This is a genomic window from Ignavibacteriales bacterium (assembly GCA_015709675.1).
Lineage (GTDB): Bacteria > Bacteroidota > Ignavibacteria > Ignavibacteriales > Ignavibacteriaceae > H2-BAC3.
Window position 1 is genome coordinate 1,222,618 of the sequence record CP054182.1, and the last position, 26,935, is coordinate 1,249,552.

Consider the following 26,935-nt stretch of genomic DNA (forward strand, 5'->3'; position numbering starts at 1 on the left):
GTCTTGCAAAAAATCCTTATCGTTGACGATGATGTTCAGCTCTGCGCTGCTCTTTCCGAAGAGTTTTATCACCGGGGGTATATAACATCCGCGGTATATACTGCTGATGACGCAATAGATCAGGTAAAGAGTTTTAATCCGGATATTATTTTCCTTGATCTGAAAATGCCCGGCAAAGGGGGATTCGATGTACTCAGGGCGCTGAACTCTTCGAGCAATTCCATCCCGATTATTGTTCTGACAGCGTACGCGGATGTGCGAAGCGCCATTGACGCGGCAAAACTGGGGGCATCAGATTTCATCAGCAAGCCCTACAACTTTGAGGAACTGATGAGTGCCGTAAACCGTCTGACCGGAACCAAATCGTTGTCATGAAAATTAACGTCAGGATAATCCTGATTAATTTCGTAATCGTAGCGTTTATCCTGACCGGCGCGGGAATCACTTTTTATTCAATTATGATTACGGTACTGCGCAATCAGCAGACAGCGTCTCTGAACAGTGCTGTCGCGGACCTGAGCTTGATGCTTTCAGAACTGAATGAAGAAAACAACAGCTATTTTGATATATACAAGAAGGAACAGACGCTGCTAACGCCGGGGGATGATGAAGCGTTCAATTTTGTATTCAGACTTCACTCTACAGGGGATATTCATTCTCATGATGTTTTATACGTAAAAGGAATCCCTGTACCGGAAAAGACCTTTAACATCAGAGAATTTGCCGAAAACAACTCCGCGCTGGTGATAAAGCTGAGCCGTAATCAGGACGGTCAGGAGTATCTTTACGGTTATCTTTTTACACAGCCGCTTCTGAACAGAATTGCAAAAAGAATAGGGGCGGATGTAGCCGTATTTGACAATAGTCTTGTAACAGCACTTTCCAATGAACTGGTCAATCAGCAGCATTACTATGTGCTGTCACAGTTATTCAGACAGATTCAGCGTGAAAAGCCGGGAGTAATTCTTGGCGGCACACCGGAGTTTTCGTATATCCTGTCATCCCTTTATCAGGTTGGAAAGGATACGTATTCAAATAAGACCATTGATCTGCTTGTTTTCTCCGGTATAGCCGAACTAAAAACACTGCAGGATAATCTGCAGGATATTCTGATACTGCTTGGCATAACGGGCGGTATTCTCTCGATCATTCTTACCATTATTTTTACTTCACGGCTCAGGCGGCAGATTATCCGTCTGAATGATATAACCAATATTACCCGCTCCGGTGATTTCAGCAAAAGAATGATTGTGGAGACGGATGATGAACTCGGGCAGCTGGGCAATGCATTTAACGTGATGCTGGACGAACTTGAGAAAAAAGAACGGCAGAAGAATGAATATACCGATTTTATTACGCTCATTAACCGCAATCCCTCGCTTAAAGAAGTAGCCGATGCTGTCCTGAAAAACATAGTGAGAACCGGCGGATTTTCTTCAGGAAGAATATGTATTGTTTCTTATGAACGTCTTCAGGTGATAGCTTTTTTTGGCGATATGGCGAAGGATATATCCCCCGAAGATGAAGAGATCTTTAAGGAAGTGATCAGCACTAAAACTGATCTGCTCTTTTCGGTTAAACATGAGAACGGCAGTCCGGGGCATGAAGTAAGAGAGCAGTTTTTTATAACTCCGGTGATTTACTCCCAGGAAGTAATAGCACTGATACATCTGGTAACGCTTTCGGAACTGGGGCAGGAAGCGCTCGATTATATGAATAAAATACGCGAGCAGCTTGCAGTGGGATTTATGAATGCAATCACGCTGAGCCGTCTGGAAGATCTGGTGCGCGAGCTGAGGATTCTGAATGAAGAGTATCAGATTCAGAACGAAATAGTTACAAAACAGAATCAGCGCCTGAAACATCTGCATGAGCAGTTAACAGAGAAAGCGGCCGAACTTACTATTCAAAAGAACAAAGCAGAAGAATCAACCCGGCTGAAGTCAAATTTTGTGGCAACTATCTCGCACGAACTGCGGACGCCGATGAACGCAATATTGGGACTGACCGAGCTGATTTTGAATGATCCCACTCTCAGTTATAAGAACCGTGAGCGGCTGGAAGTTGCACTCAGAAGCGCGCGCCGTCTTATCACTCTGATTAACAGCATACTGGATATTTCCCGCATTGAATCAGGACGTATTGATATGAAGGTGGAGGAGTTTTCTGTGAAGGAATTTCTTGCCGAGCTTGATAACTCGGTAAGACCGCTCGCTGAAACAAAAAGACTCCCCTTCAGAATGGTTAATACAATTGACGATGAGTCTGAAAAAATGACAACCGACCGGCATAAACTGATGCAGGTAATGATAAATCTTTGCGGTAACGCCATAAAATTTACGGAAAAGGGATTTGTTGAGCTCAGGGTCTTTTTAGCTTCACCCGAAGAAGTTATCTTTGAGGTTGAAGATACAGGAATTGGCATAAGTCCGGAAGAGCAGGAATATATTTTTGAAGAATTCCGGCAGGTTGACAGCTCTCTCAGCAGAAAGTATGAGGGAAGCGGACTTGGACTCTCTATTTCACATAAATTTTCATTACTTCTTAAAGGAAAACTTACGCTTCAGAGTAAACCCGGCAGTGGAAGCACGTTTACTCTTACACTGCCCCGTCTCCTGAGCGGATTTCCTGTGGTTAGCCAGGCAGCGGCAGGCGCCGGAATGATATATACCGAAGAAAAAACGGGGGCTGATGGAAAAACAAAGACCGGCGGTGAAAGCAATGATGCGTATCATGGCGGATACCTGGGTGAAATTCTGATTGTTGACGATGATCCCGATACACTTTTTACGCTGAACGAACTGGTTAAGAAAAGCGGATGCAGCACTCTTCTGGCAAAAAACGGAGAGGAATGCCTGGAGATTCTGGAATCAGCGCTGCCGGATATGATTCTGATGGATCTGATGATGCCGCGGATGGACGGTTTTGAGGCTGTAAGAAGAATTCGTGAGGACAAACGGTATGAACAGGTTCCGGTCATTGCTATAACAGCAAAAACCATTGATGATGACGGAGACGAACTGCTGAGGGCGGGCTTTACCGGATATATACGGAAACCCTTTGACGCGGCAGCACTGATTTCAAAAATTAAGAGAATATTTAAACCAAAAAAGTAACATGAAAAAAATTCTGATAATTGACGACCAGCATGATAATGCGCTTATCCTTTTTGAACGCCTCACGCGGGAGGGGTTCAGAGTTCATATTGAGTATAACGGAAAAGACGGTATTTCTTATGCCAATGCGGAAAATCCTGATCTGATCCTGCTTGATATAATGATGCCCGATATGAACGGACTTGAAGTCTGCCGGCATCTGAAAAATAACCCCAGGACTGCGTTTATTCCTATTATACTGGTTACCGCCAAGAATTCTCCCCAGGATACCGAAGAGGGCTTTAAGGCAGGCGCTTTTGATTATATAAAGAAGCCGTTTGATAAACTTGAATTGTTCGCGCGCGTGAAAAGCGCTATCAGGCACAGGGAAACACAGGAACTGCTTCTTGAAGCTGAAAAGGTTTCAACATACATGGCGACGGTAGTTACCACAAATCATAAAATAAAGCAGCCGCTTACCCTCATCAATCTTGCAGGGACAGCCATTAAACGGGAACTAACCAAAGAGGAAATTATCAGGGAAAACATCGCGAAGAAACTGGAAACCATTGAAGCTGCCGTGATGGATATTAAGGATGTGCTCGAACAGTTAAACCGGATTGAAAAGCCCCGCATTTCCGAATACGTCCGCGATATCAAGATGATTGATCTTGAACCGGATGAACAGGAAGAATAAATTAAAGCAGCTCTTTTATGGTAGCCAGCATGGTCTCAAAATCATACGGCTTATGAATAATTGAGCTGATGTTCAGGTTTTCCACCGGAAACTTATAACTGAATCCGGTACTTCCGGTAGAAAAGATAATAGGAATAGTATAGTTTAGCTGTCTAACCTGCGTTACGGTTTCAAGGCCGTTAAGCCCCGGCATATTGAAGTCTATGATCAGCAGATCAACTTTAATTTCATCTCTCATTATGCGCAGGACCTCTTCTCCGGACTTAACCTTCAGAACGTAATAATCATGCGACTCAAGAAGTTCGCCAAGCAGATCACAGAGTTCCTCCTCATCATCAGCAATCAGAATAATGGGAGCAGAAGGAACTGCCTGTTTTCCCATCTTTACCATTGACGGAATATATATATCAAACCGGGTGCCGTGCCCGGGTTTGCTGCGCACTTCAATGTGCCCGTTGTGTCCTTTGATGATGCCGTAAACCACATATAAACCAAGCCCGCTGTTTTCTTCGCTCCCTTTAGTGGAAAAGAAGGGGTCAAAGATCTTTCCGAGATCCTGTTCGCTTATTCCTTTGCCGGTATCAGCAACGGAAAAATGGACATAATTTCCTTCCGTTAAAAACGGGAAGCGGACTGCATTTACGGTATTCACCGTCAGGTTTTTTGCTTCTACTTCCAGAATTCCCTTATCACTCATCGCCTCACGGGCATTGATGCAGAGATTGAGGAGTACCTGAAAAAGCTGCGTGCTGTTGCCGTGAATAAGATCAGGTTTTTCATCAGCGGAGATGCGAAGATCAACTGAAGGGGGAAAACTGTCAGATATCATTCTTGAAATCTCTTCTATCAGAAATTCAGGATGAACTATTTCCTTAAGTTTTCCTCCGCTCTTTCCGTATGAAAGGAGATTCTTTGTAAGGTCTTTTGCGCGGACTGCACCGCGTTCAATGGTAGTAACAAGCCGGAGGATATCTTCCTGGTCTTTCGCTTTTCTCTTCAGAATGGCAACGCTTCCGAAGATGCTTGACAGTATATTGCTGATATCATGAGCAATACCGCCTGCAATCTTTCCTATGGTTTCAAGTTTCTGTTTTTGCGCGAGACGGTTTTCAAGATAACGGTGATGCTGGACTCCATGCAATGAACGGAGAAAAATTCCCGCGAGTGCACTGTGTCTTCCGGTATCAGAAAAATCAGGTTCAGTAAAAACTTCTGCGGCTCTTCCGAGAAGGATATATCCGTAGCTGATATCGGCAAAAACAGCAGGAATGCAGGTTAATGATTCAGCCCCGAGCACTGCATGCAGATATCCGTAAACCGGGTGAAGTGAATCATTGATGATAATTTTTCCCCCCTCCTTTAATGTCTCGCTTATAATGGTATCGTAGCAGCGTTCAAGTTCGTAATGTATGAGCGGATTGCGGCTCAGGTAATTAAGCGGATCATAGTGAGTGGTGAGAAATTCTCCCTGGCTGGTTTTTGTGCTCAGCATGGCAAAATCCGCCCCCGTTGCAAGCATTACATCCGCAAGAAGAGACTCTGAAACTTTGTTAAAAGCATCCGGTTCAAAGAGTCCCGTGATAAGCTTTTCAAGCCGTTCAAGTTCTATGTTAAGTTCGTTATTCATGATTCCCGTTCTTGTGTTCCGGTTAAGATCTCCGGAACGGTGACTGCTGTCCTATTTTTCTAAATTATATTTTTTAATTTTTGTATAGAGAGTTTTCTGGCTGATGCCCAGGTGCAGTGAAGACTGCACACGGTCCCAGTCATACTGATCAAGCACTTTTTTTATATGCTGCTTTTCAACGTCTTCAAGCGAAAGCTGCGCGGAAAACTCTTCGGCTGGCGGGTCAGGTTTAGCAGAAGATATTTTTGCCGGAGTTTTTGCTGAAGGAAGATAAAGATTATCCGGATATATAACGGGGCCGTCGCTGAAAATGATTGCCCGCTCGATAATATGCTCGAGCTCGCGAATGTTTCCCGGAAAGTCGTAACTCATAAGAATTTTTTTTGCGTCTTCAGAGAGAGTCTTTGGTGTTCTTATGGGTGACTTTGCCGCAAGAAAATGGTTTGCCAGTACCGGTATATCCTCTGCCCGGTCACGCAGCGGAGGGATAACCAGGGTAATAACATTAAGACGAAAGAGCAGATCTTTCCTGAAATTCTTCTGGTCTGATTCTTCCATCAGATTCCTGTTTGTAGCTCCCACCACCCGTACGTCAGAGCGGAGAGCGTTAAGTCCTCCCACTCTCCGGTATTCACCGTTTTCAAGAAAGCGAAGCAGCTTGGGCTGAAGATTCATGCTGGTCTCGCCGACTTCATCAAGAAAAAGAGAGCCGCCGTTTGCAATCTCCACAAGACCTGGTTTTGTATTTTTTGCATCGGTAAAAGCGCCCTTCTCAAATCCGAACAGTTCGCTTTCGAAAAGGGAATCAGGCAGTGATGCACAGTTAATAACTACAAATGGTTTTTTACTCCGCTCTGAATTTTGATGGATGAATTCCGCCATCAGTTCTTTTCCGGTTCCGGTTTCCCCCTCGATCAGGATATTTGAATCTGACCGGGCTGCTTTAAGAGCAAGATTGATAACATTTTTAAGGGCCTGGCTCTCACCAATGATCCTCAGAGGAATATCAGAATGAGTCCGCTTGCTCAGCAGTTCATTTTTTATCAGCAGATCCTTGTGTTCAAGCGCTCTCCTGACCGAAACAAAAAGATTCTCAACATTATAGGGCTTGGTCAGGAAATCATAAGCCCCGATCCTGATACATTCAACCGCTTTGCTGATATCCATATCTCCCGTGAGAATAATAACAGGGAGCTGCGGATAGAGATCTTTTGCCTTTTTTAAGACCTCTTCACCTGAGATTGGCCTCATTCTGAGATCAAGCAGGAGCAGGTCATAAGGCTTTTTGCCAAGAAGTTCCAGAGCGGACTCCCCGTTCGAGACAGCATCCACTTCATAGCCGGCTTCTCCGAGCTGCTCGGTCAGCAGATAACAGAGCCCCTGATCATCATCAGCAGCGAGAATTCTTGGTTTTAAGGTCATTTTCCAACAAAATAAAGCCCAAATATAATAAAAGGGGGGATATTGCCCTGCCTGCTGCGATACGATGTGATATAGATTCCAACTGACAGGTCTGAACGATGGGACAAACTTTATCTCTTTGTTTTTTGTCTAATGTCTTGAATCAGATTCCAGACGGTTGACCGAATTTTCAAGACAGATCAGCTTCGGGAATACCCCGAAAATCATTCAGAATGAAGGATTATTCTGGCACAATGTATGTATTACAGGGTATGAACAGTTATTCACAAAAGGAGATACAATGAACAGGTTAAAAAGATTTTTTCTCATACTACCGCTTCTCATCTTTGGTTTGACGGGATGTTCTGAAAACACAACGGACCCCGGTTCACAGGTTATTACTGATGATCAGGCGCTTCAGGAACTTGCGCTTGAAGATTCATCAGTACTTTCGTTCGAGCAGAACTTTAATGATGACGGAGCGATGGGTTTCTTCTTCGGAAAAACGCAGGAGGCAATTTATCCGCTTAAAATCGGAAGAAGAATCAGCAGCGTTACCAGGCAGTTCAGCAGAGAACTTATTGGTGACAGTGCTTACGTTACGGTAACTTCAACCTATACGGGAGTGATGATTATTGCAGCCAGTTTTGAACCGGTTACACCGGGAGATACGACGGTTACTGCTGATACGGTTATTCAGAAACCATTTACCTCTGAGGTAGTAAGAAAACTGATTTTCCGCAAGGTTAACAATAACCCGAACCCCCGCAATAACTGGAGACTTGTTGCAGTCTCTCTGCCTTCCGGAGGAACGGTAACCAATAATGTGTCTATCAACAAAGCAGTGCTAACCTACGCCAATGGTGACTCACTCGTGATTACCAATCCGAATGATTTTTTCCTCTCACGCAATCCCTCCGGCGCAAGAAGGGACATCCCAGTGCTCAACCGGAATGCGACCGTTACTTTGAGGGTAGAGATTTACAGCACTTATGCTGATGATGATTTTGTAATACTTACCCACGGAGCCAACCTCCGCGGATTCTTTAGAGTTAAAAAGCGCCTTGAACTGATTTCCTCTGAACCGTCAGGAGCTGGATTTGTCAGAGTGTATTCTCATACCTTTGCTTCGGGCAGTGCTCCGGGACACTTCCACGCCATAATTGACGCAATGCCGCGCGGTGTAGTGTTTGATTCAGGCGCCGCGGTAGAGAATAAATCCTGGGGAGTTCCTTATATCGTCAGATAAATGAAGTTTGCTCTGCCGGGCCTTTTCTGAGAAAATCAGAGAAGTCCGGCAGGGAATTTTTGATTAGACTGATTACAATGGTAAATTTAAGGTTATGAAAAAAATAGTCCATATTGCAGCAATACTGCTTCTGATGCTTTACGCCGGATGCGGCAAGCCCAATCCGGTTGAACTGGAAAACCCCGCAGCCACCGGCGATGAACAAAGTGTTATCGAAGTGATTTCGGCGAATCCGGAGCAGACCACCTCCCCGTATGGTTATGATACAACAGCATTCTTCCGGCCGGAAGATGTATCGCTGAATTATGGATCTGCACTTTTTATTGCACGTAATCAGCTTTTTACCGGAGATTCGGTTTCAGTTACCAGTTTCGCGGAGCTTTATCTATATGACCGTACGCAGCCGGTTCGTGATCAGAACAACAGAATAATTTCATACAAAACCAAAAAAGCTGATTTCCTGAGAATCAATAATTTTCAGGCGCGCGAAGTTGCTCATATGATGGGCTGGAGGCGGGGCGGTGTAATTACCGATACCCTGCTTGGTCCTAAATACCGTCTGTTCGGAAGAAGAGGACATATGAGTCCTGATTTTGAACTTGGCTCGTCAGCCAGTATGGATATACGGATAAAACTGCCGGGACAGGGCCCGGTGCAGATCAGCTCTTCGCTGCCGGTGGATATTACAGGTAGTGTAAAACGCATACGGCTTAATGGCGCGGATGCCATGCAGATTAACTGGAACAGCATACCCGGCTCCGGTGAGGTTGAGGTGCTAATCGGCGCGCGTCTGATTGCAACAGGTCAGATGATTCCTTTTTACCGGATTAAAACCCGTGATGATGGTCAGTATATAGTTCCTCCTTCGCTGATGCGGGCGATTCCGCCGGCACGCTTCGGCCCTCCCGGTGTAACTCTGCTCAGAAAAAAGCAGATGGTTTCCCCGTTGCTTGAGGAGGGATTATATATTGCCGCATTTTCTGCATACACAATCAGGCCGGGGAACTGATCAGGAATTTACTTCTGGTAAGTATGATTGCCGTTATGACAATTCAGGCACAAAGCAGATTCGGAGTTACCGGAGTATATCCGGTAAGCTCCTCAGGTACAGCTCTCCTCACTCCGATGGAGTCACTCCCCTGGATGAACCTTCCGCTTAAGGACTGGGGATTTATGCTTGATGCCGGAGCCGGATTAAACGGAGATGCAAGCGGCCAGCTTTATGCGATTTCCCTGGCTAAGAGAGAGGGCAGTCATTCATTTCTCCTCAGATATACTCCTGGATATATTCGGGAGTTTTCTCTGGTGAAAAGCGATCAATATCTTTCAGGGACAGGCGGTAGTTATCTTACAGCGCTTCTTCAGTACAGGGAGCTGTTTGGCGCAGGATATGGATATGAATTTGATGAAGATTTCTCCGCGGGGGTTACCCTGCGGAATTTCAGCCGTAAAACCGAAGATAATTCCGTTGGTGTCGTATTTACTTCCGATACCCTTTATCTGCTGAGTGAAAAGGAAACCGTTACACGCAGCCGCTGGCAGTTTGATCTTGGCGCCGCATACCGTTTGTTGCCGGGTCTGATGATTAATCTTTCTTCCCATAATCTCTATCTGATCAGCCAGGAGACAGAAGGGGATATATACAACTTTTCGGATGCGGTGAAATTTTCCGCCGGGGCTGACTGGAAACCGTTTGCTTCACTTGGTGTATCATTTGCGGGAGAGTCAGACGGATCGCTGCTGGCAGGTGTCTGGTGGAGCGGAGGGGCAGGCAAAGTTCAGTATACCGCCGGTTCCGGATGGTTTTACGATAACAATTCCTCTGATGCATCCGGATTTCAGCCCTCAGCAGCATTCAGATACGGAAATGCCGGGCTTTCAGCAGGGGCGGTGATATACACGAAGAAAAGAACGAGCAGTCAGGAAGAATTCGAACGGAACAGGATTACCTCCCTGATTAATGACGGATATTCAGGAGACCGGTTTACCATATCACTGCAATATTTTCTTGAAGCACGCAGTTCCGGATCTCTGACGGTTGAGGATGTAACAGTAATTGAAAATATCTATACATCCCTCGCGGGTGAATATGCCGAACGCCCTTTCGCCTCAGCGCTTGTACGTAATCTTTCCGGCAAACCGCTGAAAGTGAGGATCGGAAGCGCCATTCAGGGGTACCATGAACAGCAGATTTTTTCTCCCGCGGTGTATATTCCTTCAGGAGATACTCTGCGGATACTGGTATATACTCTGGTAACGGGGGGGTATAATGAGAAAAAAAGCGTACTGGCGCAGGTAAAATTCTCTTTTTACGCCGGAGATGAGGGAGAACCGGAAGAAGAGATAGTAAAGCCGGTTCTTCTCTACGGGATAAACGCCTGGAACGGCAGAACCCGGGATCTGAATTATTTCATCGGAAGAGATATACAGGAACTTGGCAGCCGGGCAAAACAGATTATTTCGGATTCGGCGGGGTTTGCATTTGAGACTCAGCAGGCAAGACAGTTTGCTTATATCAGGGGACTCTATCAGACCATTGCAAAGGGATTAAGTTATGTCTCTGATCCTCTTGCGACTTCAGATTATGTTCAGTTTCCTCTTGAGACAATGCAGGTGAGAGGGGGAGACTGCGATGACCTGAGCGTACTCTTTGCCGCGCTCTATGAAAGTATTGGAATTGAAACGGCCCTGATTGATTATTCCGCTTCCTCAGGAATGCGGCACGTAACCGTGATGGTAAATACCGGTCTTTTTCCTGAGGAAGCATGGATGATAACCTCTAATGAACAGAAATACTTCATTAAAAAAGATATATATGGCGACGACAGAGTCTGGATTCCGCTGGAGGTTACGGAATTCAGGGGGTTTAATGAATCATGGGAGGCAGGCGCGGAGCGGTTTTCACGCGAGGCGATTCAGGAGTACGGACTGGTAAAAGGCACCGTAACGCTGATTGATGTTTATTGATAGTAACAGGAGTTTGTGATGAATACAGCAGGAATTATTAAAACACTTTTTATGACGCTTCTGGCAGTGGTTCTGATCCAGAACGTATATATTGCTCAGGAGTTCCGGGCAGAGCGAGTTACTGGTGTGGTAAAAGCGCAGAAAGGATTGTCAGAGGAGTTTACTCCGGTTACTGAAGGAATGATTCTTAACAAGAACACACTGCTGCTTACCGACAAAAATGCATCACTAAGCCTTTCAGGAGACGGTGTACGCTTCACGCTCAAGCCGCAGGCGGCACTGCATCTGAATGATCTGAGAAGAATGACAGTGGAAGAACTTCTCATGGCTCTGGCACTGGAGGAAATTCTGGATGCAGGAACCAGGAACGAAAAAAGCAATCTGAAGAATACCGCTATTTATGGAACGGAATCCGAGAAGAGTAATTCTGGCGGAAACTCCGATCTTGGTGTGCTGAGACTTAATGGGGCAAAGCAGCTGGCTGAAAACGGCTTTACCGAAACAGCAATTATTACGGCAAAGGATGTCTTCAGGAAATACCCTTCAACCGCAGGGATGGCAGATTACAGAATTTTTTTCGCGCAGCAGCTTATTAAGCATAAATTGTGGCGTGAAGCACTTGATGAATTTACGGCAATCCTTAAATTGGATATGGGTTCCCGGGAAAAACAGACCGTTACTGAATCTATTGAATACATCCGGCAGATGACAGCCGCGAAAAAATAAGGAAAGCCATGAACATTATACTTGCAGGTGACTCCCTGACAGAAGGGATGAATGTAACAGCACATTTGCCGGGTTACCGTGTGCTGAATAAAGGGGTCTATGGTGATAATCTTGAGGGGCTGATATCAAGGATTCACAGAGATGTAATCAGTAATAACCCTGACTTGCTCTTTATTCTTATCGGCACGAATGACTTTGCTCTGGGCAGAAGCAACGCGGAGATGATGATAAGCTTTAAAAAGATGATTGACCAGCTTGCCGGTTCTCTCCCGGACTGTTCAATATATATATCTTCTCTTCTGCCAACACGGGAGATTGAGAACCGGCCCAATGAGAGGATTGAAGAAATTAACCGTCATCTTGAGGTGCTGGTTAACGAGGCGGGTTTTGGGTTTCTCCCCCTGCACGAGATATTTACGGACGAAAGCGGTATGCTCCGTAAAGAGGCAACTACCGACGGACTTCACCTGAGCGAAAAAGGATATGATCTTTGGGCGGAAGTGCTGGAAAAATATATACGGTTTCACCTGTCAGAAAGAAAAAGCGCAGTATCTAATTAGTAGTTAGGAATTAGTAATTAGTAATCAATGTACAATTTACAATGTACAAAGGGTAATCATAAGTCCTTGAATATTTGTATTCTTTGAAAATAGTAATGATAGCATCAATTGGTTAAGCGAGGGATTTAAAGACATTCCTGATGATTTTTGAAAGGAAAAGGAGATAAACCGATCTAGAACCAGTTATCCGGGCGGTAAATGAAAGTAAGATGAGTAACCAACGTCTCCGTTGTTTCAAATTATTTTCTTAATAATTCTCCACTCTCCATTATCAACTATCAATTAGAAAAACTATTCCTCTTTTTTGTCTCTGGTCATCAGGTCAAATGTTGCCTGACGGGGGTCTTTATCTTCAAAGAGGATATTATATACTTCTCTGGTAATAGGGGTATCAATTTCATATTTCTGAGCCAGCATGCGTGCGCTTCTGCTTGTCTCAACTCCTTCGGCAACCGCATTCATTCCGGCAAGGACTTCCTTCAGTTTCATGCCTGAGCCGATCTTTTCACCAACATAACGGTTACGGCTGTGCCGGCTCATGCAGGTAACAATGAGATCGCCGATTCCGCTGAGCCCGGCAAATGTTTCCGGGCGTGACCCCATTGCAATGCCAAGACGTGAAATTTCCGCGATTCCGCGCGTCATAATGGCGGCTTTAGTATTGTCTCCAAACTTCAGGCCGTCAATAATACCGGCGCCGATGGCGATGACGTTTTTGAACGCTCCGCCCAGTTCAACACCGATGATATCGGTTGTGTTATATACACGGAAATAAGAATTGGAAAACGCATGCTGAATGACGCGTGAAGTTTCCTTGTCGGCTGAGGCCGCAACAACCGTTGTCGGGATATTTACCGATACTTCTTCCGCGTGACTCGGGCCCGAGAGTACTCCGATGCAGTTGCAGTCTGTTTCTTTATATACATCATGCAGCATCTGGGACATAGTCATCAGCGTCCCCTTTTCAATACCCTTCGAAACACTTACCAGAATGGTTTTTTTAATCATCTCATAAGGTATCTGTACCATCACACTGCGAAGGAACTGTGAGGGGACGGCAAGGACAATCAATTCCTTATCAGCAACTGCTTCGAGCAAATTGTTCGAAATAGTCATGCCCACGGGAAGAGGAATACCGGGCAGATATTCCGGATTGCTTCTGGTTTCCGCCAGAATCTTTGCATAATCAGTTTTGTATTCCCAGAGCGTGACCTGGTGGCTGTTATTATGCAGCACGATTGCTAATGTTGTTCCCCATGCTCCCGCACCCAATACCGCAGTTTTCATCAGGATGAGGACTTTCCTGAGAAGGAGATTTTATTTTCTGTACCGCTGATCAGACGTGATATATTTTTTCTGTGGGTGAAAACCACAAAAAGGGAAATAACAATGAGAAACGGTAGCAGCGTCCAGTATCCTTCAATATGTGCATCAAACAAGTTTTCGCGGATAATGAGTGTTACCGGAATACTGAGCGCTCCGATCATGGAACCGAGTGAAACATAACGCCAGATAGAAACTATAATAATAAAGAGGCCGATGCCGATAAGGAGATCAACAGTGGTGACCGCGGCAAGAATGCCAAGTCCGGTTGCAACACCTTTGCCTCCCTTAAACCCTGCAAATACCGTAAAGACGTGACCGAGCATAGCTGCGCTTCCGGCAATTAACTGAACCAGAGTGAAATCATCAAACGGGGTTGCATTGGTAAAAGGGAAAACCTCCATTGGAAGCCGGGCAATAAAGACCACGGCAATCACCCCTTTTAATGCATCAATAAGAAGTACCAGAAGGCCAAACTTCCAGCCAAGCACGCGGAAGACATTGGTGCCTCCCATGTTTCCGCTTCCATGTTCCCGGATATCAATACCTTTTACCAGACGGCTGATAATGATACCGGTAGGGATCGACCCGACAAGGTACGACAAGATTACGATAACGAGCAAAAGCAACATTCCTTTTGAGCCCTTCTTAAAGGATTAAATGAATAGTGAACATTAAAATTAATGAGAGGTAAAATGACAAACAAGCGGAAAAACAATGTTGATTTGATGCGGTTTTTGGCCAAACGAATAGTGTAAAATTCTTCCCCCGGGGGTACCCAAGTAGCTCCGCTCCGGCCCTTGTTTTAGCACAACACCTGTGTCTTGTCCTGATATAAGTTTACACTTTGGAACAGAAAAAGTTCTGGAAAGGAACCCAAAACATGAGACAGGCACCAATAGTCAAGAGGTACAGCGAAGCCTTTAAGAAGCAGATCATCTCTGAGTACGAAGAGGGAAAAATGACTAAATTAGCCATAACCAATAAATACGGTTAGGCGGCAGTACGCTCAACAAGTGGCTGGTTGAATTTGGTAAACATGAATTACTCGGAATAACAATAAAGGTTAGCATGAAAAAGGAAGTTGATGAACTCAAACGGGTCAAAGAAGAGAACAAAAAACTAAAACTCGCTCTAGCGGATATGACCATTGAGAATCGCCTGCTGCAGAAGGAGATCCAGTACCGGATTTCACTAACTGAGCAGCCGCAGGTGTTAAAAAAAAAGATAAAGCCAGAATAATCAATTTGTTGATGAAAGAGGATAACACGATTCCTGTTAGCAAGCTTTGCCAGTTTTACCAGATAAGCCGGCAATATTACTATCAGGAACGGGTGCGGGAAATGCAGGACAACCAACAGGAACAGGTAGTCAAGGAACTCATTCAGATGATCAGAAGAGAGCTTCCACTGCTTGGCGGAAAGAAATGCAATGCTTTTCTGAGAGAGATGATTCAGCAGGCAGGCATTAAATTAGGCCGGGATCGGTTTCTTGAGATTTATGAAAAATATGGGTTTAAGCTGCACAGAAAGCTTAAATATATTCGTACAACCAACTCAAAACACCATTTTTACAAGCATAAGAACCTGATTCAGGACTTTCAGATAACAGCTCCGAACCAGGTCATGGGAAGTGATATAACCTATATCCGCCTCGGAGACGGAAGATATCTGTACCTGTTTCTGATCATGGATTTATATTCCCGAAAGATTGTAGGATATGACTTAAGCCGGTCACTGGGAGTAGAGGGAGGCATTCGTGCCCTTCAGATGGCTTTAAGCAACGGAGCCAGTTATCTGTATCATCATTCTGACCGGGGGATACAGTACTGCTCAAATGAATATACCAAACTGCTGGAATCCAGGGGAATCCTGATCAGTATGAGTGAGAAAGGAAACCCGTATGAGAATGCAAAGGTTGAGAGACTAAACGGGATTATCAAGCATGAGTTTGGCTTAGCAGAAGTACTGGGAGGAGAGGAACTAGCCAGGAAAATGTTAGAGCAGGCAGTAAAGAATTATAACACCCTCAGACCGCATTTAAGTCTGGGATATAAAACACCGGAGCAGGTTCATGCAACAGCTTGAGCAAGAAAGCAGGAAGCAAAGGTAAAAAAACAGCAGCCTGAAAAAAGCGCAATCCCCCTCCCAGCCTTTGTCGCTACGCTCCAAAGGCTGGGAGGGGGGGGTAACCAAGAAACTAAATACCCAAAGAACAGCTAAACAGATAAATAAATAACTAATAAATAGTGTAAAGTAATTTCAGGACTTGACACTGCCCATTTTTCATTGTTAATTCTTCATCTTTTCATCCTGCAGCGGCGGGTCATTATCCCTTCTCCATTATCCATTATCAATTAATTTTCCTTTATCTTTCAGGTCAGATTTATTAAGATTTCACTGGTTTTGAGAGCTTTTTCACCCGTTTTTATGCGAAAATCATTGTCAGGCAGGAATGCGGTATAATTTCTGCACCCTGTTTGATTCCAATTACCTGACCCGGGGGCTGGCGATGCACCGCTCGCTGCTGGAGACCGGGGCAGATTTCCATCTCTACGTTTTTGCCTTTGATGACCGGACAGCAGCGATTCTGAAAGAACTTCAGCCAGAGCATATGACGGTTATCACACTTGCGGAATTTGAAGATGAAGACTTGCTGCGTGTAAAGCCGGAGCGGACAATTGCTGAGTACTGCTGGACTTCCACTTCCTCCACCATCCTCTACTGCATACGCCGGTTTAATCTTGACCAGTGCACCTATCTGGATGCTGATCTTTATTTTTATTCCTCCCCGGCGGTGATTTTTGAAGAACTGGGGGAGCAGTCAGTCCTTATCACCGAACACCGGTACTCGCCTCAGTATAACAAGGCTCTCAAAAGCGGAAAGTATTGTGTGCAGTTTGTTACGTTCAGGAATAATCAGGACGGCATGGCGGCCCTTCAGTGGTGGCGCGACCGCTGCATTGAGTGGTGCTATAACCGCTATGAGGATGGAAAATTCGGCGATCAGTTATATCTTGAAGACTGGCCCCGGCGCTTTAATGGCGTGCATGAACTGCAGCACCTGGGGGGCGGACTTGCCGCCTGGAATGTGCAGCAATATACATTCACCAAAGCCGGCAGCGCAATAAGCGGAAGGGAGATCACATCAGGGAAAAACTTCCCCGTGATATTTTACCATTTTCACTATCTCCGTTATTATGAAGATGATCAGGTGGAGCTGGGCAGAAGAACCCTTGTTCCGGAAGTAATAGAAATCTTTTACAAGCCGTATATACAGAAACTGGAAAGCATAAAACAGGAGATAACTGCCCGCTTTCCGGGATTTGACCCGAACGGAGCCCGGCCCCGCCCTTCCGGTCTGAAAGAATTTTTAGTAACCCTCTGGCGCAAGGCAGCCGGGGTATATCATATTTATCCATTGCAACATTTTCTCTGATACCGAATGGCCCATATTATTAATCTGACTACCCGTAGTGACAAGCGGGGCAACCTGACTGTGATTGAGAAAGAAATTCCTTTTTCCATCAAACGGATATTTTATATATACGGAGTTGATGATTCCGTCCGCGGAGGGCACCGCCACAAGGAAACCGTGCAGGCGGCAATCTGCATTCACGGCTCCTGCATTGTCTCGAATGATAACGGAAAAGAAAAACAGGACTTCCTGCTCGACCACCCCAATAAATGCCTGATCTTAGAGCGGGAAGATTACCACACCATGCACCACTTTACCCCCGATGCGGTGCTGCTGGTGCTGGCCTCAACTCCGTTTGATCCTGCTGACTATATCTATGAGCCGTACCGATGATTGACTACGAAAATCTGGCGAAACTGAACCGCCCCTTCTTTGATGAGATGAAACAGAGCTTTAACGACACTCTTGAAGGGGGATGGTATATCCTGGGTGGGCGAGTAAAAAAATTTGAAGAGGAATATGCTGCCTTCCACGGCATGAAACACTGCATCGGGGTGAACTCCGGACTTGATGCCATGGTGCTTGCTCTTAAGGCATTCGGCTTTCCGGAGGGTTCGGAAGTGATTGTTCCTTCCAACACCTATATAGCAACCATACTCGCGGTGATGCAGGCGGGGCTGAAGCCGGTAATGGCTGAGCCGGACATCCGCACATATAATATATCTCCTGCGGAAATTGAAAAGAAGATAACGAAGAAAACCGCGGCAGTGCTTCCGGTGCATCTTTACGGCAAGTCATGTGATATGAAGTCCATCCTTGAACTCAAGGAAAAATATGGGTTTAAACTGGTTGAAGACTGCGCTCAGAGCCATGACGCAAAGCAGTATGGCAGACTGACGGGTACCTTTGGCGAGTACGGCGCATTTAGTTTTTATCCGACAAAGAATCTCGGAGCTATTGGGGACTCAGGCGCTATTCTGACCAATGATGATGATCTTGCTCTTGCAGTCCGCCGCCTGCGCAACTATGGCAGCGATGTGAAGTATTATAATGAGGTGCAGGGCTATAACAGCCGTCTTGATGATGTTCAGGCGGGATTGCTCTCCGTCAAACTTAAGCATCTGAAAGAGATCACCGCGCATAAGCAGAAGCTGGCAGATCTCTACCATCATCATCTTAGTGATGCATTTATCAAACCGGTGCGGGAAGAAGGTTATGAGGATGTGTTTCATATATATAACATCCGCCATCCGGAGCGGGACCGGCTGAAGCAGTATCTGCTTGAGAGAGGCATAAAGACAGAAATCCATTATCCGGTAGCGCCCCATCATCAGAAAGCGATGAAGGGAGTCTTTGAAGGAAGCTATCCCATATCGGAAGAGATACATGCAACCACGCTTAGTCTGCCGGTATCCTTCTGCCATACGGAAGAAGAGATCATGCAGGTGATTGAAGCATTAAACAAGTTCATATGAATTATGAGTTATGAATTATGAAGTAGGAATTGATTACGTGTTCTCAACTTTTAACTTTTCACTCTTAACTTTTAACTGAATTGATGGCACGCGGATTTTACGGATGCAAGCAGCGCGGATTTATGCGGATCGGAATTTAATTATCCATTATCCATTATCAATTATCAATTATTCTTTTACTAATTACTAACTACTAATTACTAATTGAAGACCGCCGGTCTGTATGTCCACGTTCCTTTCTGCGACCACAAATGTGTCTATTGTGATTTTTATTCAATTATCACAACGGACAATGTATCTTCCTATCCGCAGGCGCTGTTTAAGGAAATTGAACATTACGCGGAGCAGTTTGCTGAGTCACATGATTTTGTGACGATCTACTTCGGCGGGGGAACTCCCTCGCTGATGGAGCCGGAGTATCTGGAATCCATCATTAATAAGCTGCATAAACATTTCCGCATTTCGGCTGACGCGGAGGTGACGATGGAGACGAACCCCGGTACGGTTTCTAAAGAAAAGCTGATTGCGTTCCGCAAGGCGGGGATTAACCGGGTGAGCATAGGCATACAGTCGTTTCATGAAGATGAGCTGAAGTTCATGACGCGCATACACAGCTCTGAACAGGCACAGAAAACAGTTCGTGAGGCGGCTGAAGCAGGATTCGCCAATATCAGTGCTGATCTGATCTTTAATCTCCCCGGGCAGACAAAGCTGAAATGGAAGGAAAATCTGGATACACTGTTCACTCTTCCGGTTTCTCATCTTTCTGCATACAGTCTGATACTTGAGCGGGGCACCATACTTAATAAATTAGTGCTCGATAAAAAAGTTACGCTTAATGATGATGATCATGATGCTGACCTGTATGAATACACGATTGATTATATTACAGGTAAAGGATTCAATCAGTATGAAGTTTCTAACTTCGCTCTGCCGGGATATGAGTGTATTCACAATAAACTTTATTGGGAGTATGATGACTATCTCGGACTGGGAACCTCAGCGCATTCTTTTATGAACGACAAGAGGTGGTGGAATATCTCCAGTTTAAAGCTGTATCTGGATGCGGTGCGTGAACAGGGGCATCCGCGTGCGGGCTCTGAAGTACCGGATCGTCAGATGCAGATTACCGAGTATATCATGCTTGCACTGCGCGCAGGCGGACTTGATATATCAGCCTTCATCAGCCGTTTTGGCGGGACGGAGTATGAGATCCGCCGGCCTGAGCTCGACCTGATGCAAAAAGAAGGATTCACCATTCTTTCGGCAGGGAAAATAAAACTCACACCGAAAGGATACGCGATGTGCGATGAACTGCTGACTAAATTATGAATTATGAATTGTGAATTGTGAATGGTGAATTGTGAAGTATGAAGTATGAATGTGAATGTGAATGTGAATGTGAATGGTGAATTGGTTTTATTTCCTTTAACAGTTCGCGCAAAGATGCAAAAAAATTGTACATTATTCATTGTTCATTGATTACTAATTACTAACTCCTAATTACTAATTAAAAAAGTTATGTTTGATTATCCCGAAGGCAACGACAACCGCAAATATGACTATACCGGTCATGAGGTGCTTGAGCGCAGGGAATTTCCTGTGATCATGGAAATGGTGCGCCAGGGCTCATCAGTCTGCGATCTTGGCTGCGGCAACGGTACGCTGATGGTTAAGCTTCGTGATGAACTCGGCTGCAAAGTAAATGGTATGGAACTTGCCGGAAGCGGAGTAGAAGTGTGCCGTAAAAAGAGGCTTGAGGTTCTTCAGGGTTCTATTGATCAAACTCTGCCATGGGGAGATAAGGAATTCGACTATGCTGTCTGCAATGTAACGCTGCAGATGGTTGAGCGTCCGGAAAAACTCCTTGAGGAAATGGAGCGCATTGCAAAGTATTCCATTATCAGTTTTCCCAACTTTGGCTATTGGCGCAACCGGATTGAGATGCTTCTGAACGGCAAGATGCCGCGAAAGATGCTCTTCGGATACAACTGGTACAGCACCGGTCACATCCATCAGCTCGGCCTGGCTGATTTTCTGGAATATATATCCGGCCGGCCGGGTGCAAGCGTTGAAAAAATTGTACCTGCTCCAACGGAGAGTGTTTTTGCAGATTCCCTTGGGGCAGTGTTCCCTTCTCTCTTTGCGTATATACCCGTCATCCTTATCAGAAACGAAGAGAAGTGATGCTGAAGAAACTGATTCAGAGCCAGTATTTTAATCCGGGGCCGCTTGGCATTATCGTTAATCCCTTTTACATCGCCCGGCGTTCCCTCTATCTCGGCATCAGAGAACTGGGCAGCTCCGTAACGGGAAAAACACTTGATGTTGGCTGCGCTACCAAGCCATATGAAAATCTCTTCCGGTCAGAGATATATCACGGATTAGAGATTGAATCCACGGTGCACAGTGAGGAAAGCAAAGCTGATTTTTATTATGACGGCAATGTGTTTCCGTTCCGGGACGGTGAGTATGATTCCGTGGTGACAAATCAGGTTCTTGAGCATGTCTTTAACCCCGATCAGTTTCTGAGTGAGATAAACCGTGTGCTTAAACCGGGAGGCACATTACTTCTCACGGTGCCATTTGTGTGGGATGAGCATGAGCAGCCCTATGACTACGCACGCTATTCTTCATTCGGGCTGAAATCGCTTCTCGAAAAACATGGCTTTGAAATTCTCCGGCTGCATAAAACCGTACCCGATCTGCGTGTTCTCTTCCAGCTTCTGAACGGATACCTCTATAAAGTCTCCGCGTCAAAAGGATTTCTCATCAAGCAGATTGTCCAGTATCTTCTGATTTTCCCTCTTACGCTGCTCAGCTTCATTGCGCTTATCCTGCCGAGGAACCCAGATTTTTTCCTCGACCAGGTTGTGCTGGCACGGAAAAGGTAAAACCCCTTTAACCGAACAAAGCTTTTACGCACAGGAAGTTCGCCTGAATGGCAGGTTTTAAGTAAATTGAGCCCTGAAAATTCAATAATTGGCGGTGATTCAAAAGGTTTTCCGGCCAACTAATAGTTTCTATTTTTTTGAACAGATAAAATTTTTCGCATGCTGCTTAAGCTTTATTTCATACGCAAGATTAAGGGACTCTTCATCCGGTTCCGGCTGCATTTTCTTGTTAATCCGTTTTTTTCATTTTTTCTTAACCTGATTTATCTGGGCAGGCTGAGCCAGTGGTGCAGGGAAAATATGAAGCTGCCGTTTAATGATTTTTACAACGGTTCGGTTAAGTATCAGGACCGGATTCAGCTTCATGAGTATTTGCATAAAACTCATGTTGCCAATGACGCGATTGATTATCTTGAGTTCGGTGTTGCGGAGGGACTTTCGTTTGGCTGGTGGCTGAATTGGAACACTAATCCAGAATCAAGATTTTACGGATTTGACACCTTCACCGGACTGCCGGAAGATTTCGGTGTGATGAAAAAACCAGATTACGATACCGGAGGAAATTTCCCAAAAGTGAATGACTCACGTGCATCGTTTGTGCCGGGTTTGTTCCAGGAGTCATTAGAAAAGTTTTTGCCGTCATATCAGAGTAACCGGCGAAAAATCATTCACATGGATGCTGACCTTTATTCCTCAACGCTGTATGTACTTACACGATTATATCCTCTGCTGAACAACAATGATATCATCATCTTTGATGAGTTCGGAGTGCCGACACATGAATTCAGGGCATTCACTGATTTTGTTCATGCCTATAATTTTAAGTATGAAATCCTCGGAGCCAAGAATAATTTTCTGCAGCTTGCAATAGTTGTGAAAAAGTAGGTTACATTTGTAGGGACAGGTCGCGACCTGTCCTAAGGAAGAACGGCTTTCTGCTGCGGCTATATATATAATGCTGTCAGACAGATTGTCATCTGTCTGTACGAAACATAAATCCCGATTGCACTGCTTGTACATTGTTAATTGTACATTTCTTCATTCTTCATTCTGTTTTCCCCCGTAATGCCCGGAATAGCTGTCTAACAGGTTACGTATTACCTTTTGATATTTGCTTCCGTTCTTCTTAGCAATTTTCTTAAAGAATTCCAGACTTGACCGGCTGAGGTTTATGGTGACCTTTACGGTGTCATCTTTAAGGACCAGGTCTTCCGGACGGGGGAGAAAGTCGCGTACAACCTCAACCTCTCCGATTTCACCTTCACTGTATGTTATTTTCTTTTTCATAAATCTGTTTTCCTTTTCTCCAATAACCGGCGCCAAAAATTCTTATTGTGCCGGAGCGGTACGTGAACCGCACGGTTAAAATTTCTCCATCCGTTTTACCAAAACAAAAGAACCGTTCCTCGGTCCGGCTGTGATCAAGATCCCGGGCAATAATTCTTTTAGGATCCTTGAATGCAAGCTGTGCCTCCTCAAACGAAACTCCGTGTTTGGCCTGATTGAGCTGGTTCTTTTCTGCATCCCATTCGAACTGTGACAAGTCAGAGATTCCATATAATCATACATACAAAAGTACATATAATTATATTTATAAGCAATGTTTTTGCAGGATTTTAGCTAAAATCTTTCAGGATGGAAAATCGGATGAAATAGAATTTTATCCTCATCCGGCAAATTCTAGTCTGATTTAAGAATGTAATCCAGAATATTAGCCGATTTATTGTAATTTCTTGCATGTGCCAGTTGTTTAGAAGTTTGGAGATTCTGGATTTCTACAATTACATCATTATTGCCTGATTTGAATGCTTTTGTTCGCAATCCATCCGTACAGACACGCTGCGGCGTGTCTCTACATGGCTGAATTTATGAGATATCGGAATGGTTTTGTATTTGTCGGGACAGGTTGTGATCTGTCCTGATGAAAAAATGGCTGGTTCAATAATAATCTCACCACTTCATGGTTGGTTCAATATTATGTTTTCTATTATTCCGTACAGACACGCCGCGGCGTGTCTCTACAAAACAGGGGTCAGCAGGGAATTAGATTTGTTTCAAGGTTTCTGTACATTGTAAATTGTACATTATTCATTATCTATCGTCAATTCTTTTTTGCTGACTCGTGCAACTGCCATTTCGGCTATTGCGGTGAGAAGGGCCAGAAGGAGAAAAAACTTCCACAGTTCTGTGCCAAAACGTGCCTGATTGATTTCTTCCGTAATCGCAGCGCCGTAATCAAGTATAACCGGCTCGTTTGCTGCACCTGATTTTTTGAAATATTCTTTCAGCTGCTCATCTTCGGCAGATGTGGTTCTTGATTCGGCCGGATCATGATTCACGCTTTTCCGCTCAAGTACTTCGCTGCCGCTCAGAAGATCATAGACACCGGTACGTCCGGTCGAGCGAAAGGTGAAGAGTCCGGATTGTATCTGATCGTCTGATATATACTCGTCATCCCCGGATGGAAGGCTTAGTTTAAGCTGATCTTTTTTAGCGGATGGAACGGCAAAGCGGAGCGCTTCACCGGCCATCAGGGATGAGTCCTTCTGCCCCGTGCCTGAGAGATAATACACTGATCGGTAGAGCATGGGCACAAATATCCCTTTGAGCGGAAGATTGCTGTATTCAAGCGAGGGGGGGATGGTAAAACAGAGTATCCTGCCGTTCCCGCTTCTGTGTTCAGAAAGTGCAGCGGTTCCGTCAGCGAGGGTTATGACGGATTTTCCTCTTCCTCCGGGGAAAAACTGGAGGTAGCTGTATATATCAGGACTGGCGGCTTTTTCCTTCCCCTTCTCAAATATTCCCGTGAAGAGAGGATGATTCAGCTCAGTCTTGTCAAAGTAAAAAGGCCGCGCGGTATTGCCGGGACTTCCGGCAAGCACTCCCGGCTGCGGCAGTCCGAGTGAAAGCAGAAAACTTCTGTATATATCCGGCTTTACCCGGGCTGAAGGAAAAAGCAGAATTCCTCCTTTGCCTGTTTCCAGATATTTTTTGAATGGCTCGGAGTTAACAGCGGCTGCACCGGTCACCAGGACGATGGCATTATAGGCGGAAAGATCAGTTCCCGATGCTGAGGAAGAGGATCTGACTGTGAGGGTAAACTTTTCTGTGCCGAATGCTGCCTGCAGAGCAGGCTTCAGGAATTCGATATCTGAGGCGGTGTCATGCAAAAGCAGCGCGTTTAGCTGACGCGGTATATAGAATGACGCATAGCGGAGATTATCACCGGTAATATCATCCTCCTCAAGTCCTGCGGTCACGGTTACATGTCCGGTTACGGTAAGGGGGATATCAAAATCAACCGGAAGCGCCGCTCCCGGGCCCAGGGTTACGCTTTTCTGTGCCGCGCGTTCTCCGTTAATATATACGGAGATGATGCAGTCACTGCTTTTGTCAGATGAATGGTTTGCGGCCGTTACGGTTACGCTTATGGTTTTACCCGGTTCAAGAATCTCAGAGTTGACCCGCAGATCGTCAATGCCGGCGTTATAGATACCCTCCTTTTTCACCGGAATAAGATAGGTATGCACCCGCTCGCCGAGAACTGAGCTCAGGTCGGTTGCGTCCCCGGCTGATGGAAAACCACCCTCCTGAAAATCTGAAAAGATAAATATCTCCCGGTTATAGTTCAGTGATTGTTCAATAAGGGGAACCGCTTTAAGCAACGCATCCCCGGTTTTCCCTTTTGCCGCACTGATCTCAAGATCACGTATCTTCTTTTTAACTTCGGTCAGGTTTTTTGTGAGCTGTATTTCCGGTATGTTGTCTGCTGTAGTAATCACGGCAACCTCATCCCCCTCCTGCAGAGTGTTCACGAGCGCAAGGGCTGAGGATTTTGCTTTATTGAACAGGGAGCCGTCCTTATCTATTACATCCATACTGAAGGAGTTGTCAATAATGAGGATGGCTGTGGTTTTGGCGGAAGAAGTGATGCCGGCAACCGAGACTCCTTTAAGTGCCGGGCGTGAAAAAGCAGTAACCAGAAACAGTATAAGAAGAACGCGCAGCAGCAGAAGAATCCACTGCTTCAGTTTGATTTTTCTGATCTGATTTTTCTGCAGTTCCTTAAGAAAGCGGAGCGTACTGAACTCAACCCGCTGAAGCTTGCGCAGATTGAGTAAGTGGATAATAACGGGGATCCCCGCAGCCAAAAGCCCGAATAAAAAAGCCGGATTTAAAAAAGTCATAATGGTATATAAAGCTCAGAATCAGTTTGGATATAAATTACAGGAAATTCTTAATTTTCTGCAATGGAGAAATAAGACAGGGATTCCTGCCTGCCCCTGCTCTCTACCTGCTCACAATCAGCATGGATACATCATCATTAAACTCCTGGCCGCCTTTCCAGCGGATGAGTGAGTCTTTGAGCAGAGGAATCAGATTTTTAACTTCTCCTTTGCCGTAAAAATCCATGAAGCGCACAAGACCGTCCGTTCCGAACATCTGATCAGCGCCGTTTGCGCACTCTGTGATACCATCGGAATAGATGATAAGTTTGTCCCCTTCATACAGTTCAAGATGGTGCTCTTCAAAGGTAACTGCATCAAGTATGCCTATGGGCATTCCTTTGCTTTTAATGAAAGTTGCCTCACCCCCCTTTCTTATGAGCAGGGGAAGAGTGTGGCCGGCACGCGCGATTTTAACTCTGCCGGAGGATATTTCAATAACACCGAATAAAATAGTAAAGAATCCGGAGGTATCTTCCGGTTTGAAGAACGCAGTGTTAAGATGGCTGAGGAAATTTTCGATGGATATATTCTCAAGCGACTGAGTATTTCTGAATTCCGGCGTCAGAATCCTTGAAGCGGCAGCCTCGGCAGTAAACATCTGGCTCAGCGAAAAAGACAGCATTGCGGAGGGAATACCGTGCCCTGCCACATCAAGGAGATAAAACGCGATATAGTTTTCGTGTATCTGATAAAAGTTCAGTATATCACCGGCAATAAATTTAGACGGAAGAAAAAGCCAGTCAAACGCATAGTTGCCGATAACAGCATTCTGGCGGGGGAGCAGTTTTTGCTGCAGGGCTGCTGCTGCCTCAAGATCGCGCTGAATCTGCTGATAAGCGGCGGTTAATTTCTCGTTGGCAACTTCAAGAATCAGATTTTTTTCAGCAAGATTTTTTTCAAGCTGCAGAATCCGCTCTCCGTTTGCAACCCTTACTTTAAGTTCCTGCGGATTAAATGGCTTAACGATAAAATCATCCGCGCCGGCCTCAAGCCCTTCAACTATCTCACTCCTCCCCCCTTTGGCAGTGAGCATAATGATATATACATAGCGTGAAGTAATTTCATTTCTGATGGCTTTTATCAGTTCGGTGCCGTTCATGCCGGGCATCTCCCAGTCTGTAATTACCAGACTGATATTGCTGTTCCGCATAATCTTCATCGCCTCATTGCCGTCATTGGCGGTGAGGGTGGTGTGGCCGAGCTGGCGGACCAGATTTTTCAGAACAAAGAGCGCTTCTTCAAAATCATCAACAAGAAGGATTTCCATAAAACGTT

At 45.2% G+C, this 26,935-nt stretch carries 25 protein-coding genes; 17 read left to right on the forward strand and 8 right to left on the reverse strand.

Annotation, left to right across the window (positions count from 1 at the left end):
* Positions 1 to 3: 3 nt before the first annotated feature.
* The 3 genes from HRU80_04525 to HRU80_04535 are packed head-to-tail and all read left to right on the forward strand — an operon-like array spanning position 4 to position 3,792.
* Positions 4 to 375, forward strand: coding sequence for a response regulator (locus tag HRU80_04525; GenBank protein QOJ28178.1), 372 nt, complete (start codon positions 4 to 6; stop codon positions 373 to 375).
* Positions 372 to 3,116 carry a response regulator gene (locus HRU80_04530; protein QOJ28179.1) on the forward strand — a complete coding sequence of 915 codons (2,745 nt, stop codon included), beginning with the start codon at positions 372 to 374 and terminating at the stop codon, positions 3,114 to 3,116. Before HRU80_04525 ends, HRU80_04530 begins: the two co-directional genes overlap by 4 nt.
* A 1-nt stretch (position 3,117) precedes the next feature.
* Positions 3,118 to 3,792 carry a response regulator gene (locus HRU80_04535; GenBank protein ID QOJ28180.1) on the forward strand — a complete coding sequence of 225 codons (675 nt, stop codon included), beginning with the start codon at positions 3,118 to 3,120 and terminating at the stop codon, positions 3,790 to 3,792.
* Between the two features lies 1 nt (position 3,793).
* Here HRU80_04535 and HRU80_04540 read toward each other — a convergent pair whose 3' ends face one another.
* Together HRU80_04540 and HRU80_04545 are read right to left on the reverse strand one after the other, a co-directional pair.
* Complete coding sequence (locus HRU80_04540) at positions 3,794 to 5,419, reverse strand: response regulator (protein QOJ28181.1); 1,626 nt, start codon at positions 5,417 to 5,419, stop codon at positions 3,794 to 3,796.
* 51 nt (positions 5,420 to 5,470) lie between these two features.
* On the reverse strand, positions 5,471 to 6,841 hold the full coding sequence (locus HRU80_04545) for a sigma-54-dependent Fis family transcriptional regulator (GenBank protein ID QOJ28182.1): 1,371 nt from the start codon (positions 6,839 to 6,841) through the stop codon (positions 5,471 to 5,473).
* 280 nt (positions 6,842 to 7,121) lie between these two features.
* Between HRU80_04545 and HRU80_04550 the strand changes: the two genes are divergently transcribed.
* The 5 genes from HRU80_04550 (at position 7,122) to HRU80_04570 (ending at position 12,322) form a co-directional block, all read left to right on the forward strand.
* Positions 7,122 to 8,069: a hypothetical protein gene (locus tag HRU80_04550; GenBank protein ID QOJ28183.1), complete on the forward strand. Its 948-nt coding sequence runs from the start codon at positions 7,122 to 7,124 to the stop codon at positions 8,067 to 8,069.
* 94 nt (positions 8,070 to 8,163) lie between these two features.
* Positions 8,164 to 9,078, forward strand: a complete 915-nt coding sequence (locus HRU80_04555; GenBank protein ID QOJ28184.1) for a hypothetical protein — start codon at positions 8,164 to 8,166, stop codon at positions 9,076 to 9,078.
* Between the two features lie 23 nt (positions 9,079 to 9,101).
* On the forward strand, positions 9,102 to 11,036 hold the full coding sequence (locus HRU80_04560) for a hypothetical protein (GenBank protein ID QOJ28185.1): 1,935 nt from the start codon (positions 9,102 to 9,104) through the stop codon (positions 11,034 to 11,036).
* A gap of 18 nt (positions 11,037 to 11,054) precedes the next feature.
* Positions 11,055 to 11,762 (forward strand): hypothetical protein, encoded by a 708-nt coding sequence (locus HRU80_04565; GenBank protein ID QOJ28186.1) that lies wholly within the window; start codon positions 11,055 to 11,057, stop codon positions 11,760 to 11,762.
* Between the two features lie 8 nt (positions 11,763 to 11,770).
* Positions 11,771 to 12,322 carry a hypothetical protein gene (locus tag HRU80_04570; GenBank protein ID QOJ28187.1) on the forward strand — a complete coding sequence of 184 codons (552 nt, stop codon included), beginning with the start codon at positions 11,771 to 11,773 and terminating at the stop codon, positions 12,320 to 12,322.
* 291 nt (positions 12,323 to 12,613) lie between these two features.
* On the opposite strand, the gene HRU80_04575 is transcribed toward HRU80_04570, so the two are convergent.
* On the reverse strand, positions 12,614 to 13,609 hold the full coding sequence (locus tag HRU80_04575; GenBank protein QOJ28188.1) for an NAD(P)H-dependent glycerol-3-phosphate dehydrogenase: 996 nt from the start codon (positions 13,607 to 13,609) through the stop codon (positions 12,614 to 12,616).
* Positions 13,609 to 14,277 (reverse strand): glycerol-3-phosphate 1-O-acyltransferase PlsY, encoded by a 669-nt coding sequence (gene plsY, locus HRU80_04580; protein ID QOJ28189.1) that lies wholly within the window; start codon positions 14,275 to 14,277, stop codon positions 13,609 to 13,611. The genes HRU80_04575 and plsY overlap by 1 nt, the downstream gene beginning before the upstream one ends.
* A gap of 439 nt (positions 14,278 to 14,716) precedes the next feature.
* On the opposite strand from plsY, the gene HRU80_04585 reads away from it, so the two are divergent.
* The 9 genes from HRU80_04585 (at position 14,717) to HRU80_04625 (ending at position 22,316) form a co-directional block, all read left to right on the forward strand.
* Positions 14,717 to 14,887 (forward strand): hypothetical protein, encoded by a 171-nt coding sequence (locus HRU80_04585; GenBank protein QOJ28190.1) that lies wholly within the window; start codon positions 14,717 to 14,719, stop codon positions 14,885 to 14,887.
* A gap of 11 nt (positions 14,888 to 14,898) precedes the next feature.
* Positions 14,899 to 15,732, forward strand: a complete 834-nt coding sequence (locus HRU80_04590) for an IS3 family transposase (GenBank protein QOJ28191.1) — start codon at positions 14,899 to 14,901, stop codon at positions 15,730 to 15,732.
* Positions 15,733 to 16,099: 367 nt separating this feature from the next.
* The gene (locus tag HRU80_04595; GenBank protein ID QOJ28192.1) at positions 16,100 to 17,083 is read left to right on the forward strand and encodes a glycosyl transferase; all 984 of its coding nucleotides are present in this window, start codon (positions 16,100 to 16,102) and stop codon (positions 17,081 to 17,083) included.
* 6 nt (positions 17,084 to 17,089) lie between these two features.
* Positions 17,090 to 17,455, forward strand: coding sequence for an FdtA/QdtA family cupin domain-containing protein (locus tag HRU80_04600; protein QOJ28193.1), 366 nt, complete (start codon positions 17,090 to 17,092; stop codon positions 17,453 to 17,455).
* Positions 17,452 to 18,537 carry a DegT/DnrJ/EryC1/StrS family aminotransferase gene (locus HRU80_04605; GenBank protein ID QOJ28194.1) on the forward strand — a complete coding sequence of 362 codons (1,086 nt, stop codon included), beginning with the start codon at positions 17,452 to 17,454 and terminating at the stop codon, positions 18,535 to 18,537. The genes HRU80_04600 and HRU80_04605 overlap by 4 nt, the downstream gene beginning before the upstream one ends.
* A 204-nt stretch (positions 18,538 to 18,741) precedes the next feature.
* Complete coding sequence (gene hemW, locus HRU80_04610) at positions 18,742 to 19,869, forward strand: radical SAM family heme chaperone HemW (GenBank protein ID QOJ28195.1); 1,128 nt, start codon at positions 18,742 to 18,744, stop codon at positions 19,867 to 19,869.
* 189 nt (positions 19,870 to 20,058) lie between these two features.
* Positions 20,059 to 20,724 carry a methyltransferase domain-containing protein gene (locus tag HRU80_04615; GenBank protein QOJ28196.1) on the forward strand — a complete coding sequence of 222 codons (666 nt, stop codon included), beginning with the start codon at positions 20,059 to 20,061 and terminating at the stop codon, positions 20,722 to 20,724.
* Complete coding sequence (locus HRU80_04620) at positions 20,724 to 21,431, forward strand: class I SAM-dependent methyltransferase (GenBank protein ID QOJ28197.1); 708 nt, start codon at positions 20,724 to 20,726, stop codon at positions 21,429 to 21,431. Before HRU80_04615 ends, HRU80_04620 begins: the two co-directional genes overlap by 1 nt.
* 159 nt (positions 21,432 to 21,590) lie before the next feature.
* Positions 21,591 to 22,316 carry a macrocin O-methyltransferase gene (locus HRU80_04625; protein ID QOJ28198.1) on the forward strand — a complete coding sequence of 242 codons (726 nt, stop codon included), beginning with the start codon at positions 21,591 to 21,593 and terminating at the stop codon, positions 22,314 to 22,316.
* Between the two features lie 153 nt (positions 22,317 to 22,469).
* On the opposite strand, the gene HRU80_04630 is transcribed toward HRU80_04625, so the two are convergent.
* The 4 genes from HRU80_04630 to HRU80_04645 all read right to left on the reverse strand — a co-directional run bounded on the left by HRU80_04630 (position 22,470) and on the right by HRU80_04645 (position 26,927).
* Positions 22,470 to 22,718, reverse strand: a complete 249-nt coding sequence (locus HRU80_04630; GenBank protein ID QOJ28199.1) for a CopG family transcriptional regulator — start codon at positions 22,716 to 22,718, stop codon at positions 22,470 to 22,472.
* Positions 22,693 to 22,974 (reverse strand): BrnT family toxin, encoded by a 282-nt coding sequence (locus HRU80_04635; protein ID QOJ28200.1) that lies wholly within the window; start codon positions 22,972 to 22,974, stop codon positions 22,693 to 22,695. The genes HRU80_04630 and HRU80_04635 overlap by 26 nt, the downstream gene beginning before the upstream one ends.
* Positions 22,975 to 23,515: 541 nt before the next feature.
* Positions 23,516 to 25,582, reverse strand: coding sequence for a VWA domain-containing protein (locus tag HRU80_04640; GenBank protein ID QOJ28201.1), 2,067 nt, complete (start codon positions 25,580 to 25,582; stop codon positions 23,516 to 23,518).
* A gap of 139 nt (positions 25,583 to 25,721) precedes the next feature.
* Positions 25,722 to 26,927, reverse strand: coding sequence for a fused response regulator/phosphatase (locus HRU80_04645; GenBank protein ID QOJ28202.1), 1,206 nt, complete (start codon positions 26,925 to 26,927; stop codon positions 25,722 to 25,724).
* Positions 26,928 to 26,935: the final 8 nt, after the last annotated feature.

Bases quoted from the DNA above. Each gene is read 5' to 3' on its own strand.
- HRU80_04530 (QOJ28179.1), top strand. From the start codon at position 372: ATGAAAATTAACGTCAGGATAATCCTGATTAATTTCGTAATCGTAGCG.
- HRU80_04535 (QOJ28180.1), top strand. From the start codon at position 3,118: ATGAAAAAAATTCTGATAATTGACGACCAGCATGATAATGCGCTTATC.
- HRU80_04540 (QOJ28181.1), bottom strand. From the start codon at position 5,419: ATGAATAACGAACTTAACATAGAACTTGAACGGCTTGAAAAGCTTATC.
- HRU80_04545 (QOJ28182.1), bottom strand. From the start codon at position 6,841: ATGACCTTAAAACCAAGAATTCTCGCTGCTGATGATGATCAGGGGCTC.
- HRU80_04550 (QOJ28183.1), top strand. From the start codon at position 7,122: ATGAACAGGTTAAAAAGATTTTTTCTCATACTACCGCTTCTCATCTTT.
- HRU80_04555 (QOJ28184.1), top strand. From the start codon at position 8,164: ATGAAAAAAATAGTCCATATTGCAGCAATACTGCTTCTGATGCTTTAC.
- HRU80_04560 (QOJ28185.1), top strand. From the start codon at position 9,102: ATGATTGCCGTTATGACAATTCAGGCACAAAGCAGATTCGGAGTTACC.
- HRU80_04565 (QOJ28186.1), top strand. From the start codon at position 11,055: ATGAATACAGCAGGAATTATTAAAACACTTTTTATGACGCTTCTGGCA.
- HRU80_04570 (QOJ28187.1), top strand. From the start codon at position 11,771: ATGAACATTATACTTGCAGGTGACTCCCTGACAGAAGGGATGAATGTA.
- HRU80_04575 (QOJ28188.1), bottom strand. From the start codon at position 13,609: ATGAAAACTGCGGTATTGGGTGCGGGAGCATGGGGAACAACATTAGCA.
- plsY (QOJ28189.1), bottom strand. From the start codon at position 14,277: ATGTTGCTTTTGCTCGTTATCGTAATCTTGTCGTACCTTGTCGGGTCG.
- HRU80_04585 (QOJ28190.1), top strand. From the start codon at position 14,717: ATGAAAAAGGAAGTTGATGAACTCAAACGGGTCAAAGAAGAGAACAAA.
- HRU80_04590 (QOJ28191.1), top strand. From the start codon at position 14,899: ATGAAAGAGGATAACACGATTCCTGTTAGCAAGCTTTGCCAGTTTTAC.
- HRU80_04595 (QOJ28192.1), top strand. From the start codon at position 16,100: ATGCGGTATAATTTCTGCACCCTGTTTGATTCCAATTACCTGACCCGG.
- HRU80_04600 (QOJ28193.1), top strand. From the start codon at position 17,090: ATGGCCCATATTATTAATCTGACTACCCGTAGTGACAAGCGGGGCAAC.
- HRU80_04605 (QOJ28194.1), top strand. From the start codon at position 17,452: ATGATTGACTACGAAAATCTGGCGAAACTGAACCGCCCCTTCTTTGAT.
- HRU80_04615 (QOJ28196.1), top strand. From the start codon at position 20,059: ATGTTTGATTATCCCGAAGGCAACGACAACCGCAAATATGACTATACC.
- HRU80_04620 (QOJ28197.1), top strand. From the start codon at position 20,724: ATGCTGAAGAAACTGATTCAGAGCCAGTATTTTAATCCGGGGCCGCTT.
- HRU80_04625 (QOJ28198.1), top strand. From the start codon at position 21,591: ATGCTGCTTAAGCTTTATTTCATACGCAAGATTAAGGGACTCTTCATC.
- HRU80_04630 (QOJ28199.1), bottom strand. From the start codon at position 22,718: ATGAAAAAGAAAATAACATACAGTGAAGGTGAAATCGGAGAGGTTGAG.
- HRU80_04645 (QOJ28202.1), bottom strand. From the start codon at position 26,927: ATGGAAATCCTTCTTGTTGATGATTTTGAAGAAGCGCTCTTTGTTCTG.